This is a genomic window from Yersinia pekkanenii, assembly GCF_001152565.1.
Lineage (GTDB): Bacteria > Pseudomonadota > Gammaproteobacteria > Enterobacterales > Enterobacteriaceae > Yersinia > Yersinia pekkanenii.
Genome location: NZ_CQAZ01000005.1, coordinates 79,999 through 96,612 on the forward strand (window position 1 = coordinate 79,999; position 16,614 = coordinate 96,612).

The following is a 16,614-nucleotide window of genomic DNA, read 5'->3' on the forward strand; positions in this document are numbered from 1 at the left end:
GCAAATGAACGCATCCCGATGAGCTTATTTATGTTGAGGTCAACGGCAGTAAGTGATTCGGGTAAGTGAGAGCCGCTAACACCGCTGCGGCGTCAAGGCCGCAGGGTCTATTTATACAGCTTCTAATCGGGCGTAAGCCGCTACCAGCCACTTAATCCCGTCACCGGGGAAAGCAATCTGCAACCGACTGTGTTCACCGCTGCCTTCCAAATTCACTACCGTGCCTTCACCAAATTTAGGATGACGCACCCGCTGACCCAATGAGAAACCACTGTCATTCTCGCTCATTGGCGTGCCCATTCGGCGGTGATTAACCGGACGGGAGACCGTGGCACGCAGCCGAACTTCCTCAACACATTCCTGCGGTAATTCGCCGATAAAACGCGAAGGTCGGTGATTCACTTCTTTGCCGTACAGGCGGCGGCTCTCGGCGTAACAAAGCGTCAGTTTCTGCATCGCACGGGTGACACCGACATAGGCCAGTCGCCGTTCCTCTTCCAAACGCCCACCTTCATCCAGTGACATCTGGCTTGGGAACATGCCTTCTTCCATGCCCACGATGAATACTTGTGGGAACTCCAAGCCTTTCGCTGAATGGAGGGTCATTAATTGCACCGCATCCTGATAGGCATCAGCCTGCCCCTCTCCGGCCTCTAGCGCCGCATGAGAGAGAAATGCCTGTAGCGGCATTAAATCCTGATCTTCATCCTGATAACTGTATTGACGGGTCGCATTGACCAATTCTTCAAGGTTTTCAATGCGCGCCTGACCTTTCTCGCCTTTTTCCTGTTGGTACATCGACCACAAACCGGAATCGCGGATCACGCGGTCAGCTTGCACATGCAATGGCATATCCGCGGTTTCATGCGCCAGAGAGTCCACCAGCTCAACAAAACGTTGCAGCGCAGAAGCGGCGCGGCCTGCCAGCACTTGTTCCTGCAACAGAATACGCGTTGATTGCCATAAGGTTAACTGACGGTCACGGGCAGTTTGTCGCACCACATCTAACGTGCGATCGCCGATACCACGGGTGGGCGTATTGACCACCCGCTCAAAGGCAGCATCATCATTGCGATTGGAGATCAACCGTAGATAAGCCAATGCGTCTTTAATTTCCTGACGTTCGAAGAAGCGCTGACCACCATAAATGCGATACGGCATTGCAGTCTGCAATAAGGCTTCTTCCAATACGCGGGATTGGGCATTGCTGCGATACAAGATGGCGCAATCATTGAGTGCACCGCCGTTGTCCTGCCAGGCTTTAATGCGGTTAACCACAAAGCGGGCTTCATCCAGCTCGTTAAAGGCACAATAGAGTGAAATTGGCTCACCTTCGATACCGTCCGTCCACAGGTTCTTCCCCATGCGACCCTCATTATGGGCAATCAGGGCATTAGCCGCCGTCAGGATATTGCTGGTAGAGCGGTAATTTTGTTCCAGCCGGATGGTTTTAGCACCGGGAAAGTCGGTCAGAAAACGCTGGATATTCTCGACCTGCGCCCCACGCCAACCATAAATTGACTGATCGTCATCGCCGACGATCATCACATTGGCGTGTTCGCCCGCCAGTAGACGGATCCAGGCATACTGGATGTTATTGGTATCCTGGAACTCATCCACCAAAATATTGGTAAAGCGTTCGCGATAATGTTTGAGGATATGCGGTTTATTTAGCCACAGTTCATGCGCGCGTAACAATAGCTCGGCAAAATCCACCAGACCGGCGCGATCACAGGCTTCCTGATAGGCCTGATAGATACGTAGCCAGGTGGCTTCAACCGGATTACCGTAGCTCTCAATATGCTGTGGACGTAACCCTTCATCTTTTTTGCCGTTGATGTACCACATTGCCTGACGCGGCGGCCATTGCTTCTCGTCTAAATTCAGTGCCTTGACGAGGCGTTTCAGTAACCGCAGTTGATCGTCGCTGTCGAGGATCTGGAAATCCTGCGGCAGATTAGCATCCATATGGTGAGCGCGTAGCAAGCGATGCGCCAGCCCGTGGAAAGTACCAATCCACATTCCGCCCTGACTGGTACCAATCAGGTGCTCAATGCGGTGGCGCATTTCAGCCGCCGCTTTATTGGTGAACGTCACTGAGATAATCGAATATGGCGAGGCGTTTTCTACCGATAACAACCAGGCAATACGATGAACCAGCACCCGGGTTTTACCACTGCCTGCCCCGGCCAGTACCAACAGGTTGCAGCGTGGCGCGGCCACGGCTTCGCGTTGTTTTTCATTCAGGCTGTCGAGCAGATCAGAAACGTCCATAGGCACCGTTTATCGGGTAAGGGAAAATAGCAAAATCGCCGGTTACCCAGGTATTTTGCCACCATTCCACTGTGAATTTATACAGATTTATTGCACAAGATTATAACAATGCGGTCAGGGAAGCCAACTGTGAAATTTCAATATGTGGCAATAACCGGCTATCACTGGCCGTCATCAGGTTTTGTTCGCGGTCGTTAATCCAGCACGCTTGCATGCCGCAACGCAACGAACCGGCGACATCGGTCGTCAGGTCATCGCCAACATGTAGGATATGCTTCAGCGGGATATCCAGGTGATTCGCCGCTTTATGGTACATATCGCGGAACGGCTTGGCACGGCCGTGGGTGCCTGAGCGCAGTACAAACTGGAAATAGCGGCCCAAACCACAAGCTTTAGGATCGGCATTGCCGTTGGTGATAGCCACCAGCGGGTAATGCTCAGCCAGCGCACTCAGCGTGTCATGGGTGGCTTGTGGCACATAGATACGGCTGCGCCATAGGGCAAAATGTTCCATGGCCGCATCCGCCCCACATTGCGCTGCTGATTTACTCAGGCCATGACGTATCAAACCCAGCTCAATCGCATGCCAGCGCCACTGGGTAACATCGTGATAGATGTCGGGGTCTTGTACCAGTAACTCACTGCGGAAACGTTGAAAATCCACGGCTTGTAACTGCGCCAAATTAGGGTGGTACTGCTGTAAAAAGGCCACAGACTCTTGTTCAGTACGGGTGATCACCGGCCTATTGTCGTACAGGGTGTCATCCAAATCGAAAGTGATAGCGGAAATACGCTCAAGTGGACGATAAAAATGCATCAGGATTTACCTCGTTTGGCCCGTGGATGAGCAGCATCATACACTGTTGCCAGATGTTGAAAGTCAAGATGGGTATAAATTTGTGTGGTAGTCAGATTGGCGTGGCCGAGTAATTCTTGCACCGCGCGCAGGTCGCCGCTGGATTCCAGCATATGGGTGGCGAAAGAGTGGCGCAGTTTATGTGGATGAATATGACTACTGACACCCTGTTTTATCCCCCACTCCGCAAAGCGTTTTTGCACATTACGCGCTGAAATTCGCTTACCGGTATTGGCCAGGAAGATGGCATCATCTTGCGGTTCAAACAATTCACGCAACGCTAGCCAATGTTCTAACCAGGTGACCGCGGTTCTGCCGATCGGCACTTTACGCTCTTTGCTGCCCTTACCCGTCACCCAAACCTCACCGCTGGCCAGATCGACGTGTTTGCAGTTCATCCCCACCAGTTCAGATAAACGCAGACCCGCACCATACATCACCTCCAGCATCGCCCGGTCACGCACCGCCAATGGATCATTCAGATCGATATCCAGCAGTTTATCAACTTCGTCGACATCAATGTTTTTCGGCAAATGGCGACCTGAACGTGGCGTGCTAACCCCTCTGGCGGGGTTAGCCTGCAATCCCCCCTGACCGACCATCCAGTCGAGGAAACTGCGCAAAGCCGAGAGCCGTAAAGCCAAGCTGGATGAGTGTAAACCAGCGCGTTTACTGCGGGAAACTAAGGAACGCACCTGAGCGGCATCAAGCCGCTGCCAATGCGCAAGGCCCATTTGTTCACCCAGCACCATTAACGCCTGTAATTGGCGCCGATAACTGGTGATAGTGAGTGGACTGAGCTGACGCTCAACTTTGAGATACCGCAGGAAAGCCTCTACCGGTGGAGCCAGCGAGGCACTGAATTCGGTCATACCGGTTCTATCCAACGCTCCAGCAGGCTTGGCAATAACAGTGATAGCTGATTCAGCATCACGGTACCCATGCCTTGCTGATAATGCTGTGTATCTCGGCTGCTAAAGATAATGACACCCAAACCGCCATCTTTACCCAGCATTGACAGTGCCACCGAACCCACCTGCTTAGCCTGAGGCAAGAGCAGCAGCAGTTCCGACCCATTCAGGCTACCCAAATAGTGGTTATTACTCCCCAGCCGTTGAATACGCAGCGGTTCGAAAGCATGGCGGGAAAGTGCCAGGTGGGTGAAGTCAGACGGCGCACCGATATGCCAACGGTCGCTGAATAAACGGACATTAGCACCGGCCAGGCCGAAATCTCTGCCCCAACGCTGCAAACGGTTAAGTAAATCTTGTAAGCTGCTGGCGGCGGCCAGATTGCTCTGTAATTGCAGCAAACGATTGAACAACACTTCATTCAAACCCGCCTGTTCCATCAGCAAGGTGATTTCTTCTTCCAACTGGCTTATCTGATTACGCTGACGCCCTAGCTGCCATTCCACCAGCGAGACCGTGCCTCTCACCGGATGGGGAATATGCATCTGTTCAACTAAACGAGCATTGCGGATAAAGAAGTCGGGATTTTGCAATAAATACTGCATAACGGCATCGTCATCTAACTCGATACCCGCTAGCGCCTGCTCCTCAGAACTTTTCATGTCACACCCGTCATAATAAATATTTATACCCTAAATAATTCGAGTTGCATGAAGGCGGCCAACACACATGCAGCTTGAAGTATGACGGGTATACTATAGATGAATGAAGCCATCATACACATGAGTAGCCGGCCCCGTCATATACAGCGGGTGACCTGGCCCTTTCCAACTGATTTGTAAACTACCGCCTGGCAGTTCAACATGAACCTCTGCGGCCAATAACTCTTGCTGGATGCCGACCGCTACCGCCGCACAAGCCCCGCTACCACAAGCCTGGGTTTCACCGGCACCGCGTTCGTACACCCGTAAACGAATGTGTTCGCGGCTGACTACCTGCATAAAACCGATATTGGCCCGTTCAGGGAAGCGCTCATGGCTTTCTAATACTGGGCCGAGCAAGGCAACATTGGCAACCGAAACATCGTCAACCTGCATCACGCAATGAGGATTACCCATCGACACCACGCCACATAATACCGTGTGCTCAGCGGCGCGAAAAATATAAGTTTTCTCCGCTTTAGTCGCCCGGAAAGGGACGGCTTGCGGATCAAAATTGGGTTCGCCCATATTGACGCAAACCAGTTCATGCTCAGTCACACTCAATATCATGCGGCCCGTTTGGGTGCTGACACTGATATCGCGTTTGTTGGTCAGCCCTTTCAGCCGCACAAAACGGGCAAAACAGCGCGCGCCATTGCCACACTGAGAGACTTCGCTGCCATCGGCATTAAAAATGCGGTAGTGAAAATCCAGCTCAGGATCGTAAGGCGGCTCTACTACCAACAACTGATCAAAGCCCACGCCAGTGTGCCGGTCGGCTAATCGGCGGATCAACTCTGGCGAAAAATAAACATTTTGAGTAACCGCATCAACAACCATAAAGTCGTTACCAAGACCGTGCATTTTGGAGAACTGCATATCAAACTCCGCTGACTTTTATTTACTGGCTAAATTCGGTACTGGCAAATTTGGCACGGGCAAATTAAATACTGACTCAATCTGGCTGCGATAAACGTAATTACAGCGGCCCGACGATAGATTTTGTCTGGTTGGCCCCTGACTGATCCTGTTGGTTTTTCTCTACCTGACCACTATCCGGTTGCGCGGTTTCTACTTTTGGTTTGTCTGATGGCGGGAAATATAACGGGCCTTTCAGACCACAACCGGCCAGCGCGAGCACCATCATAGCCGCCAGCGGCCAACAAAATTCTTTTTTCATTTTTAACGCCTGTAACGTGTTTTAACGTCGGAAAATTGTTTTAGCACATTAATGCCTGTAATTCATGCGCCCAAGGTCTCTATAATCGCAGGTGGATCATGAAAAGCAATAGGAATTGAATATGAACGACAGCGAGTTTCATCAGTTAGCGGATCAATTGACGCTTTACATCGAAGAGACACTGGACGGTTTTAGCGGCGATAGCGATATTGATTATGAAACCAATGGTGGGGTGATGACCCTAACTTTCGAAAATGGCAGCAAGATTATTATCAACCGCCAAGAACCGTTACATCAGGTATGGCTGGCGACTAAAGCGGGCGGTTATCATTTTGATTACCGCGAAGGGCATTGGTATTGCTCGCGTAGCGGCGAAGAATTCTTTAGTAAATTGTCTGAAGCTGCGACCGCTCAAGCCGGGGAAGACGTGAGTTTTGGTAACAGCCTGCCACTGTAGAATTATCTACCGGTCAGGCAATCTGGCTGGTATTAATCCTATTTAAGGTGATTTAATATTTATGGTCAGCATCTAATTATAAAGATTATTAATAATAAATTGTCTATTAAAAATAATTGCATTATAAATACATATCAATTCATCTACTGACTATCAATAAAAAACACTATTCACATTGACCTCCAGCAAATATACGACATAATAATTAATGCATTTATTAAACAAGGCTATATTTAACTAAAATATATTTATAAAAATAATTAAAAAACCATATTGGTGTAAACACCCTATTTATTCACAAAATATTAATCCAATCGAAAGATTATCGATTAAGGTGAAAAAATGAATATTGGAATTATTGGTTCAGGGCCCGCAGGAGTGAACTGTGCCATTGCTATTTGCAATAATTTAAATACTGATAATATCAGTATCAATATTTATGATCCTGGGAAGCCATTTCGAGGACGAGCCTTCGATACTGACTCAGAAGCCATGCTGTTAAATACCAGCATTGCAATCTGTTATATCGACCCACAAAAACCTAACAACTTCTTTGAATATCTACATAAATACTACAACCCCGATCTAGACATAGGAGATGTAGTTCCACGCTATATCGTTAGGAACTATTTTCAGTATGAATTCAATAGAGCAACTCAGCACATTAAGCAAGCCCGTTTTATCCAGGCTAATGTCGACAATGTCATAATCGATTCAGATAATCACTTATATATTAAGGTTGGCAATGCGTATTTTGGCTACGATGCCGTTATTTTAGCGACTGGACTCAAATTCAAAGATCTTCCTCAGCAATATCAAAAATTTAATTCACTTGGTCGCCAATAAGCACAAGGGGGCGATTGGTATTCATGCGCGTAGACCTTTTTTTCCTGCTGTACGCCATTATATCGTACCGACTATCAATCATGCTTTTTTACAGCAATACCGTTCAGGCATAAAAGGGCTGCCTGCTGATAATAAATCCAGAGTTTTGTATCTAATAAAAATGCTAGAACAATATATAAATCAATATATCTTTAGAGGAATTTATCCCTTCAGCGCCAATCACCCTGGATAGCCAACTTAATAAAGAGATTCAGCTCTGCCTCAGCCATCGTAATGTATGGGAAAAAGTGCTCATGGACACTGTTGACTGCCTAAATGAAATTTGGCCAGCACTTTCTGAGGAGACAAAGCGCGGGTTCGATACGAAGATAAACCCATGGTTAGGGCGTATGATACATTTAATCCCATTACGTAATGCACTCATTTTAAGAAGTTTATTCAAAGCAGGCCAACTCTCTTTTATTGGACAGCGAGAGATGGCTCAAATCACACCACCGAGTTATGACTATTTAGTTAATGCCACTGGGCTTCAAAGTGTAAGCGGAGATAGCCTTATACAAAAAACGCATCAAAGCCAACTTGTTAGACTTAACGATAGTGGTGGTTTAAGTATAGATGCTGATACTCATCGCCTAAATAATCACGCTGCTTTATATGCATTAGGTTCATTGACTCAGGGAAAAATTTTCGCATCCAACTCCATATTCTGTACCGCAAGTGGGGCTGAAAAAATTGCTAGTCATCTGGCAAATATTAAAAAGCCAGTAATTTGACCCAATCAGTTCCTTATTTTGATATTATTTGCCAGAAAAAATTAATGGAACTGCTGCGCTGGCGCAAAGGCTTCTTTATCAGCAAGATGCAGCTGAGACAGCGTATTGCTGCGGAAAGGAATCACCTGAGTCCGGCCATCTAACTGCACAATTTGGTAGAATTGCGGCAAATTGAAGTTGATAAAGCTGGAGCCGTAGGTAAAGCGGTCGTGGGAAGATGAATAGAAACGGCTGACATCCCGCACCAACTCCTCTTTACTGCCCTCGCAATGGTGATAAACCTCGACGCGGTTTGACTCATCCAAAATATAAATATTAAAGCCTTTCTCATCTGCGGTGCCTTCGAAGAAAAACTGAATGATCCCTTCGCTCGCAAAGCCATCGACTACCGGTGGCAGATGAATTTGATCAGCTTCGACCTGAATCGATAACCCATGAAGCTTATTATTGGAAATCGCACCATAGAATTCGACCGCATTTTCCAATTTCTGAACCGAGACACTTAAGCGCTCAAAGAACAATCCCCAAGTCTGCCCGGAAACTCGCACCGCTTTGAAACGGCCCGGTTCCTGGCGGGTGCTGGATAAACGCAATTCAATACACTCGGAAACTAACTGCTGAATTCGGGTACGAATCAAGCCACGCAAATGTTGGCTGTAACAGAACACATCCACGGATTCTGGCGGTGCCGCATCCTGATGCATTTTGCCTAAAATAGTTTTCAGGGCTTCCAATACTGCTTGCTCACCACTGAAATGCAGGGTTCGCACTTCATTCCATGAGTTGCGGTACAGCAAATCGATGCTCCCGACCAGGCATTGCTGCTGTTCGCCAAAACTGAAAACATCCAGTTTACGGAAATCAAAATGCACCACCTGATTGCGGAAAGCCGCCGTAGGGTCATGTTCCAGATTGACGATAATCGCCAAGTGGCGGATTTCACACGGGCTATACAGCGCTTTAGGGGTTGGCGCGGGCAGGCGTAATGGGAAGTGGTGAGAGATATCCGTCACCAGTTCTTGCAGTTTCACCGTATCGCACAAATTGGCACTTTTAATATGCAACCGCGTCTTACTGGTTAACAGGCCGTTGAAATAGGCCCAAGACACCAGCTTGTTCAGGTAACGGTTATATTCCAATGGCTGATGGCTGACAATAGCCTCCATCGAGGGCGCTTGGTTATACAAGTACCAGCCTGGGCGATTGGCACGGCCTGCCGGAACATGAATAAAGGTCAGATGCTCTTCCGATAAGTCGGGTGAAATTTGCGGGTTAACCAGTGTCACTTTGCCCGGCAAAGCTTCAAATGCCGCATACAATTTACGGGTCAGAACCCCGATATCTTGCGGGCTGGCGCTGACACTCAAGTTATTGCGCCGCGCAAAGCGAATCAAATTACGATAGCTTTGCATCATGGCGTCCAACAACTCGTCATGCGCTTCACGCACCCGTTCAATTTTCCAGTTGGCGCGGTTATCCAGCACCGCCAGGTTTTCGTCACTCCAGCCCCATTCACTGACCAGTTGGCTGAGGATTTCACGCCGCCAGCCAGCGCTCGCGGGCGTGCGAGATAATTTCTCACACACTTTCAGATAGAAACAACGGCGCACCAGATTCAACCGGGTGGTGTCATTGATTTGGGTCAAATAGCGAGTAACGCGATCGAGCATCATGCAATAAGCATCAAGGCCAAACGCCACAATTTCACCGGCATGCAGCCGCTGTTTGATTTCCATCGCCAATAGTTGGGAGTTAGGATATTCCCACGAATAGGCTTCGAGCAGGACTGTTTTCAGCACCGCCTTATAAGGCGAATCAATACTTTTATACAATTGCCATAAACTGGCCCCGAAATACTCTTCCGCTGACAGGGTGCTCAGACCGCCCAAATCCAGCCATTCGTTCGGTGTTAAGACGCCCTGCGCATACAGTGACAGCACGTAATCGTCGTAATGGTTCTCTTCTTCGATCGGAACCATATTCCACAGAATACGTTTCCCTGCCAGACGAACCGCACTGCGGTAAAACTCATCCAGCAATAAAATATGTTGAGTGGAGCCGCAATCTTCGCCACCCAGACTGCCACTGGCGTTATGGCGGAAGCGGTTTTCATCTATCAGGAAGAAGCTCACTTCTACACCCATGGATGCAGCCCATTTTTCTAGCTGGCTACATTTTTGTTGCAGGCGGTTGCGTTCTTCAGAATCGAGCCAGGCTTGATGGCACACCCAAACATCCAGATCTGATGTGTGACACTGGCCGATAGATGAGGTACTGCCCATTGAATAAACCCCGGTAATCGGCAGTTCGCCGCCGATGCCCTGCGATAAAGGTTCGCCGCACTTGGCTTCGACTTCAGCAAGGTACTGTTGTTGGGTTTCATTTGGCGTGAAGATACAGACACCATGGGGAACGTTACCATCAAGGTAACCCGGCATCAGTGGATGATGATAATGTAGTAAGATCGGTAGCAGACTGTAGACCTTTTGGAAGGCTGGCCCCATGGCCGCCAAGGCGCGATCGACTCGTAATTGGTTGATCGCATCCAGTCGCTGTTTCAGTGTCTCGATGTAGAGGTACAAGACGTCTCGCCTGGTTATTCCGGTGCTTAGAATTGTTCCGGTGCTTAGAAAAAAACCCGTGTTCCAGATTCGTTTATTGCTTTTTTTGACTTTCACCAAAAATGTAATTTTTGTTGAACTGACCAAAAAACATTTTGTTTGAAGGCATTTTGTTTGAATAACAGCTAACGAATTATTGCTGGAAACGTGATCAATCTAACACCTTGCCGATTGACCGTAAAGCTATCCCTACAAATTGTAACGTCTATCGACACTCTTCTTACATGGCGTTACGGGCAGGCAGAGGGATAACGATGCCGCGACGTCAAGGAAGAAGTTATCCCGTCATGTATTTGTTACAATAGCTGCTTTCTTGTGCTCTTATCCGTCTGCTTCATGTGGTTACCGCACTGACAGTGTTTAGCGGTCAATGATAGGATGGGCCGCAAAATATAAAATGGTAACAAGCAATGTTAGACAAAATTATTCGAATTGCCACGCGACAAAGCCCGCTCGCCTTATGGCAAGCACATTATGTTCAACATTTACTGCAAGCCAATCACCCCGGCCTGCAAGTCGAATTGGTGCCAATGGTTACCCGTGGGGACATCATTCTGGATACGCCACTGGCAAAAGTGGGCGGTAAGGGCTTGTTCGTCAAAGAATTAGAACTGGCGATTCTGGATGGTCGGGCCGATATCGCCGTCCATTCCATGAAAGATGTGCCGATCGCCTTCCCTGAAGGTCTGGGCCTGGTCACCATTTGCGAACGTGATGACCCGCGCGATGCCTTCATATCAGCAAATTATGCCCATGTAGATGACCTGCCTGCTGGCAGCATCGTCGGTACCTCCAGCCTGCGCCGCCAGTGCCAATTGCGCGAACGTCGGCCGGATCTGGTTATCCGTGACTTGCGGGGTAACGTCGGTACCCGCCTTGCCAAGCTGGATAACGGCGATTATCACGCGATTATTCTGGCCGTCGCGGGTCTTAAGCGCCTCGGGCTGGAAACACGGATCCGCTATGCCATGCCAGCAGAAGAGTCGTTACCCGCTGTCGGTCAGGGCGCGGTCGGTATCGAGTGCCGCCTGGATGATGATTTTACCCGCCAATTGCTGGCACCACTGAATCATCGTGACACCGAATTACGGGTGCTCGCAGAGCGCGCCATGAATACTCGCCTTGAAGGGGGTTGTCAGGTGCCGATTGGCAGCTACGCTGAATTGGAAGGCGATACGTTATGGCTGCGCGCCTTAGTGGGTGCACCAGATGGTAGCGAGATAGTGCGAGGCGAACGCCGTGGCCCTGCTGCCAATGCAGAGCAAATGGGGATTGAACTGGCCGAAGAGCTGCTTTCCCGTGGCGCACGGGAAATACTGGCCGAGGTTGATCAGGGTAACCCACCACTATGACGATTCTGGTGACCCGTCCCTCTCCAGCTGGGGAGCAATTAGTCAGTCGCCTGCGTGCACTGGGCCGGGTTGCCTATCATGCGCCATTGATTGATTTCTCTCCCGGCAATGAGCTGTCCAAACTGCCTGCTTTACTCCAGGATATGCAGGCGGGTGACTTGGTTTTTGCGTTATCGCAGAACGCAGTGCGTTACGCTAACCCACTGTTAAAAAGAAATAACCTGTTATGGCCGGCACAGTTATCTTATTATGCTATTGGTCGTACCACCGCGTTAACACTGCATACCGTCAGCCGCTTGCATGTCACTTTCCCGCCAATGGGAGAGACTAGCGAGATGCTGTTATCATTACCGGAATTGCAAAAACTGGCCGGTAAGAAGGCTCTATTATTACGGGGTAATGGTGGGCGGGAGCTGCTCGGTGAAAGCCTTGCAGAACGGGGAGCGGCGGTGACCTTCTGCGAATGTTATCAACGCAGCCCGATCTTTTATGATGGCAGTGAACAAAGTGCTCACTGGCAACGTGCTGGTGTCGATATTCTGGTGATAACCAGCGGCGAAATGTTACAACAGATCTATACTTTAGTTCCTGATTACTATCGTTCTTCTTGGTTACTGCGCTGCCGTCTGATTGTCGTCAGTGATCGTATTGCTACTCTGGCAGCCCAAATGGGCTGGAGTGATATCCGGGTGGCAGAGAATGCCGATAACGACGCGCTGATCCGCGCGCTACAAGACTTTCAATAAACCTGAAACCTGACTATGGGATGCCCAATATGACGGAACAAAATACCCCATCCGCACCAGTGGAAGAGACAACCACTGCGGTTGAGAGGCACCAACAGCCAGAGCCTGAAGGCCGCCGGGAGAAACGAACCGGTCCAATTCTGGGCGCCATTGCTATTGCATTGGCCATCGCGCTGGGTGCCGGGCTTTATTATCACGGACACCGGCAGGCTCAGTTACAAGATGCGGCTAATATCGCGCTACAACAACAATTGGCAGAATTGAAACAGAGTCAGTTGCAGGGAAAACAACAACTTGAGTCATTATTGCAACAGCAAGGCAAAGCACTGGAAGCCGCAGAGCGTCAACAAACGTCGCTGACGCGCCAACTTAATGAGTTGCAGGAAAAAGTCGCCACCATTTCAGGCAGCGACGCCAAAACCTGGTTACTGGCACAAGCTGATTTTCTGGTGAAAATGGCCGGACGCAAATTGTGGAGCGATCAGGATGTCACCACCGCAGCCACATTATTGAAAAGTGCCGATGCCAGTCTGGCTGATATGAATGACCCCAGCCTTATAGATGTACGCCGCGCATTGACTGAAGATATCAGTACCCTTTCGGCGGTCAGTCAGGTGGATTTTGACGGCATTATCCTCAAACTGAACCAACTGTCGAATCAAGTGGATAACCTGCGTTTAGCGGATAACAATACCGATGACTCGCCAATGGATGCCGATAGCGATGAGCTGTCCAGTTCATTATCCGAATGGCGTCAGAATCTGAGCAAAAGCTGGCACAGCTTTATGTCTGACTTCATTACTATTCGCCGCCGTGATAGTAGTGCCGAGCCACTGTTGGCACCGAATCAGGACGTTTACTTGCGCGAAAATATCCGTTCCCGCCTGCTGGTAGCCGCTCAAGCTGTCCCTCGCCATCAGGATGAAGTGTATAAACAGTCGCTGGAGACTATTTCCACTTGGGTTCGTGCCTATTTTGATGTGAATGACCCAAGCACCAAGGCTTTTCTGGATGAACTGGAAGATCTGAGTCAGCAGTCAATCTCAATGGATGTGCCTGATCAATTGAAGAGCCAGCCAATGCTAGAAAAATTGATGCAAACCCGGGTTCGTAACTTACTGACACAAACACCCGTTGCCGCCCAGGAGGAATAAGTATGCTGCGAGTTTTACTGTTATTCCTTATTCTGACTGCCGGGATCGTCCTTGGCCCAATGCTGGCTGGGCACCAAGGTTATGTATTGATCCAAACCGATAACTACAACGTTGAGACCAGTGTGACCGGTCTGGTTATTATGTTGGTATTGGTATTGGTGGCGTTCCTGATCGTTGAGTGGATACTGCGCCGTATTTTCCGTACCGGAGCCCGCACCCGTGGCTGGTTTATGGGCCGCAAACGCACTCGCGCCCGTAACCAGACCAAGGCCGCGCTGATCAAACTGGCTGAAGGTGATTTCAAACAAGTTGAGAAGTTGCTCACCCGCAATGCCTTACACGCCGAGCAACCGATGGTGAACTACCTGTTGGCGGCTGAAGCCGCGCAGCAGCGAGGTGATGAGTTCCGGACCAATCAATATCTGGAACGAGCAGCAGAAGTTGCTGATACAGATCAGTTGCCAGTAGATATTACCCGAGTGCGCATTCAATTGGCGCAGGGTCATGCTCATGCGGCACGTCATGGAGTGGATCGTTTATTGGATCAAGCACCACGTCACCCAGAAGTGCTGCGTCTGGCTGAACAGGCTTTCCTGCGTACCGGTGCTTACAGTTCATTGCTGGAAATTTTACCCGCGATGGGCAAAGTGCAGGTCCATACGCCAGAAGAAATCGCCGCATTGGAGCAGCAAGCTTATATCGGCATGATGAATCAATGTATGGCGGAAGAAGGCAGCGAGGGTTTGAAACGCTGGTGGAAAGATCAAAGCCGTAAAGTACGCAATGAGATCCCATTGCAAGTCGCATTAGCAGAGCATCTCATTGAATGTGATGATAGTGATGTAGCCCAGCAAATCATTCTCGACGGGCTAAAGCGCCAATACGACGAGCGTCTGGTGCTGCTTATCCCACGGCTGAAATCCGGTAATCCAGAGCCGCTGGAGAAATCCCTGCGCCAGCAGATCAAACAGCATGGCGCAACACCGTTGCTCAATAGTACCCTTGGCCAACTGATGCTGAAACACGGTGAATGGGAGAAAGCCAGCGAAGCCTTTAAAGCCGCGCTGGCGCAGCGTCCGGACGGCTATGATTACGCATGGCTGGCTGATGCTATGGATAAACTACATCGCCCTGAGGATGCCGCTCAGGCACGCCACGAGGGGCTACTATTGGCCCTGCGGCAGAATGGGGAATCACTCTGATCATTAGCCAAACAGCAATCTAGAGGCTCCTGATTCGGCACCCTGCGGCTTCAAGTCGTAAAGAATAGCCAAAGTAATTGGAGCTGCAGGTAGGCAGCAAGCGAATAAATCCCGATGAGCTTACACCGGTAAGTGATTCGGGTGAATGAGCGCAGCTAACACCCCTGCGGCTTCAAGTCGTAAAGAATACCCAAAGTAATTGGAGTTGCAGGTAGGCAGCAAGCGAATAAATCCCGATGAGCTTACACCGGTAAGTGATTCGGGTGAATGAGCGCAGCTAACACCCCTGCGGCTTCAAGGACGAAGGGTATGCAAAAAAAAACNNNGCGTCTAAAATTTTCAGGTCTACAGACAATAATGTCGGTGCCTCACTCAACGTTATGCCCGGTATGTGATGAAGATGTTCAACATCGTTTACATGGACAATAGGCACCCTAAAATTGGCTCTGCATCATCTCTGGGTTTATGAAGTGGCGATAAAGCCAGGCTGTCATAAGAAGTGAGATGAGCATCTACGTAATAGATAATGCACTTAGCGTGCCAAATCGGATGGCTGACAATAATTTTATTCAACCCGCCCTCAATATATTTTTAATTGACTGATAAATAATAATTTTATTTTATCACTCATCCATTATGCCATGCAGCTTCACGGTCACATTAATCCTCATGCAACCTGGGTGATCTGTCGCTACAAAACGACGTTATAAGCGGCCATTTTTTTTCTTCATATTTATCATTGGATTATATGTCTCTATTGGGAGACAAAGCATTCACCTTTTGTCGCAAAAAGCCAAAACCTATTATCTGGCATGATAAATCGTATCGCGAGCCATGCTAACAGCAGAATTTGATCAAAGAGTGCCAACAACGGTTCAGGCGTAAAATAAACAAGTCTCAGCCTAAGGCTGATGGCTAACCGCGAGAGATAATTATAGAAATAGAAGATGGGGATGGGGATGACAGAAAGGTGGCATTATCCAGACGAAAAAAAACCCCGCATCGCGGGGTTTCTTCTGAAATTGGTCGGCGAGAGAGGATTCGAACCTCCGACCCACTGGTCCCAAACCAGTTGCGCTACCAAGCTGCGCTACTCGCCGATTTCTTACTGCTTACTCTACATGGCCTTTCGACCTATGTCCATGTAAATCTTAATAAAATCTACATGTTTTGTGTGGTGCGAAGGGAGGGACTTGAACCCTCACGTCCGTAAGAACACTAACACCTGAAGCTAGCGCGTCTACCAATTCCGCCACCATCGCATGTTCCACAAAATTTGGGGTGGCTAATGGGGCTCGAACCCACGACAACTGGAATCACAATCCAGGGCTCTACCAACTGAGCTATAGCCACCATAACTTCTTACAACTTACTTCGTCGTACGCGGCAATCTTACCACCGCAGCTCTTGCACACAAAATTAATGGTGCGCCCGACAGGATTCGAACCTGAGACCTCTGCCTCCGGAGGGCAGCGCTCTATCCAGCTGAGCTACGGGCGCTTAGCGCCGTTTCGGGTGAGGATACTACGATTTAAATACCA

General features: G+C 49.2%; 14 protein-coding genes and 4 tRNA genes. 7 read left to right on the top strand and 11 right to left on the bottom strand.

The window, feature by feature from the left end; all coding sequences use genetic code 11:
• Positions 1-111 precede the first annotated feature (111 nt).
• From uvrD to lptM, 6 genes are all read right to left on the bottom strand, one after another.
• Positions 112-2,274: a DNA helicase II gene (gene uvrD / locus AEP37_RS03860; protein WP_049610157.1), complete on the bottom strand. Its 2,163-nt coding sequence runs from the start codon at positions 2,272-2,274 to the stop codon at positions 112-114.
• Between the two features lie 100 nt (positions 2,275-2,374).
• On the bottom strand, positions 2,375-3,091 hold the full coding sequence (yigB, locus tag AEP37_RS03865; protein ID WP_049610160.1) for a 5-amino-6-(5-phospho-D-ribitylamino)uracil phosphatase YigB: 717 nt from the start codon (positions 3,089-3,091) through the stop codon (positions 2,375-2,377).
• The gene (xerC, locus tag AEP37_RS03870; protein ID WP_049610163.1) at positions 3,091-4,002 is read right to left on the bottom strand and encodes a tyrosine recombinase XerC; all 912 of its coding nucleotides are present in this window, start codon (positions 4,000-4,002) and stop codon (positions 3,091-3,093) included. Before xerC ends, yigB begins: the two co-directional genes overlap by 1 nt.
• A complete protein-coding gene (locus tag AEP37_RS03875) occupies positions 3,999-4,703 on the bottom strand; it encodes a DUF484 domain-containing protein (RefSeq protein WP_049610166.1) in 705 nt (234 codons plus the stop codon). Before AEP37_RS03875 ends, xerC begins: the two co-directional genes overlap by 4 nt.
• A gap of 93 nt (positions 4,704-4,796) precedes the next feature.
• The gene (gene dapF / locus AEP37_RS03880) at positions 4,797-5,621 is read right to left on the bottom strand and encodes a diaminopimelate epimerase (RefSeq protein ID WP_049610169.1); all 825 of its coding nucleotides are present in this window, start codon (positions 5,619-5,621) and stop codon (positions 4,797-4,799) included.
• 100 nt (positions 5,622-5,721) lie between these two features.
• A complete protein-coding gene (gene lptM, locus AEP37_RS03885) occupies positions 5,722-5,922 on the bottom strand; it encodes an LPS translocon maturation chaperone LptM (protein WP_049610172.1) in 201 nt (66 codons plus the stop codon).
• Positions 5,923-6,043: 121 nt separating this feature from the next.
• On the opposite strand from lptM, the gene cyaY reads away from it, so the two are divergent.
• The 3 genes from cyaY to AEP37_RS03900 all read left to right on the top strand — a co-directional run bounded on the left by cyaY (position 6,044) and on the right by AEP37_RS03900 (position 7,998).
• The gene (cyaY, locus tag AEP37_RS03890) at positions 6,044-6,379 is read left to right on the top strand and encodes an iron donor protein CyaY (protein WP_049610180.1); all 336 of its coding nucleotides are present in this window, start codon (positions 6,044-6,046) and stop codon (positions 6,377-6,379) included.
• A 342-nt stretch (positions 6,380-6,721) separates the two neighbouring features.
• Positions 6,722-7,225 (top strand): FAD/NAD(P)-binding protein, encoded by a 504-nt coding sequence (locus tag AEP37_RS03895; RefSeq protein ID WP_049610183.1) that lies wholly within the window; start codon positions 6,722-6,724, stop codon positions 7,223-7,225.
• Between the two features lie 293 nt (positions 7,226-7,518).
• Entirely contained in the window at positions 7,519-7,998 is a 480-nt protein-coding gene (locus tag AEP37_RS03900) for a hypothetical protein (RefSeq protein ID WP_049610185.1), read from the top strand.
• A 41-nt stretch (positions 7,999-8,039) separates the two neighbouring features.
• On the opposite strand, the gene AEP37_RS03905 is transcribed toward AEP37_RS03900, so the two are convergent.
• The gene (locus AEP37_RS03905; protein WP_049610188.1) at positions 8,040-10,580 is read right to left on the bottom strand and encodes a class I adenylate cyclase; all 2,541 of its coding nucleotides are present in this window, start codon (positions 10,578-10,580) and stop codon (positions 8,040-8,042) included.
• Positions 10,581-11,029: 449 nt separating this feature from the next.
• Between AEP37_RS03905 and hemC the strand changes: the two genes are divergently transcribed.
• From hemC to hemY, 4 genes are read left to right on the top strand one after another with little or no spacing between them, the layout of a single operon-like run.
• Positions 11,030-11,971: a hydroxymethylbilane synthase gene (gene hemC, locus AEP37_RS03910; protein WP_049610190.1), complete on the top strand. Its 942-nt coding sequence runs from the start codon at positions 11,030-11,032 to the stop codon at positions 11,969-11,971.
• Positions 11,968-12,717: a uroporphyrinogen-III synthase gene (hemD, locus tag AEP37_RS03915; RefSeq protein ID WP_049610193.1), complete on the top strand. Its 750-nt coding sequence runs from the start codon at positions 11,968-11,970 to the stop codon at positions 12,715-12,717. Before hemC ends, hemD begins: the two co-directional genes overlap by 4 nt.
• Positions 12,718-12,746: 29 nt before the next feature.
• Entirely contained in the window at positions 12,747-13,871 is a 1,125-nt protein-coding gene (gene hemX, locus AEP37_RS03920) for a uroporphyrinogen-III C-methyltransferase (RefSeq protein ID WP_049610196.1), read from the top strand.
• 2 nt (positions 13,872-13,873) lie between these two features.
• Positions 13,874-15,073: a protoheme IX biogenesis protein HemY gene (hemY, locus tag AEP37_RS03925; RefSeq protein ID WP_049610199.1), complete on the top strand. Its 1,200-nt coding sequence runs from the start codon at positions 13,874-13,876 to the stop codon at positions 15,071-15,073.
• A 1,023-nt stretch (positions 15,074-16,096) separates the two neighbouring features.
• Here hemY and AEP37_RS03930 read toward each other — a convergent pair.
• The 4 genes from AEP37_RS03930 to AEP37_RS03945 form a co-directional block, all read right to left on the bottom strand.
• Positions 16,097-16,173, bottom strand: a tRNA-Pro gene (locus AEP37_RS03930).
• Positions 16,174-16,248: 75 nt separating this feature from the next.
• Positions 16,249-16,335: transfer RNA gene (locus AEP37_RS03935), tRNA-Leu, on the bottom strand.
• 15 nt (positions 16,336-16,350) lie between these two features.
• A tRNA-His gene (locus AEP37_RS03940) sits at positions 16,351-16,426 on the bottom strand.
• 70 nt (positions 16,427-16,496) lie between these two features.
• Positions 16,497-16,573: transfer RNA gene (locus AEP37_RS03945), tRNA-Arg, on the bottom strand.
• Between the last annotated feature and the right edge of the window lie 41 nt (positions 16,574-16,614).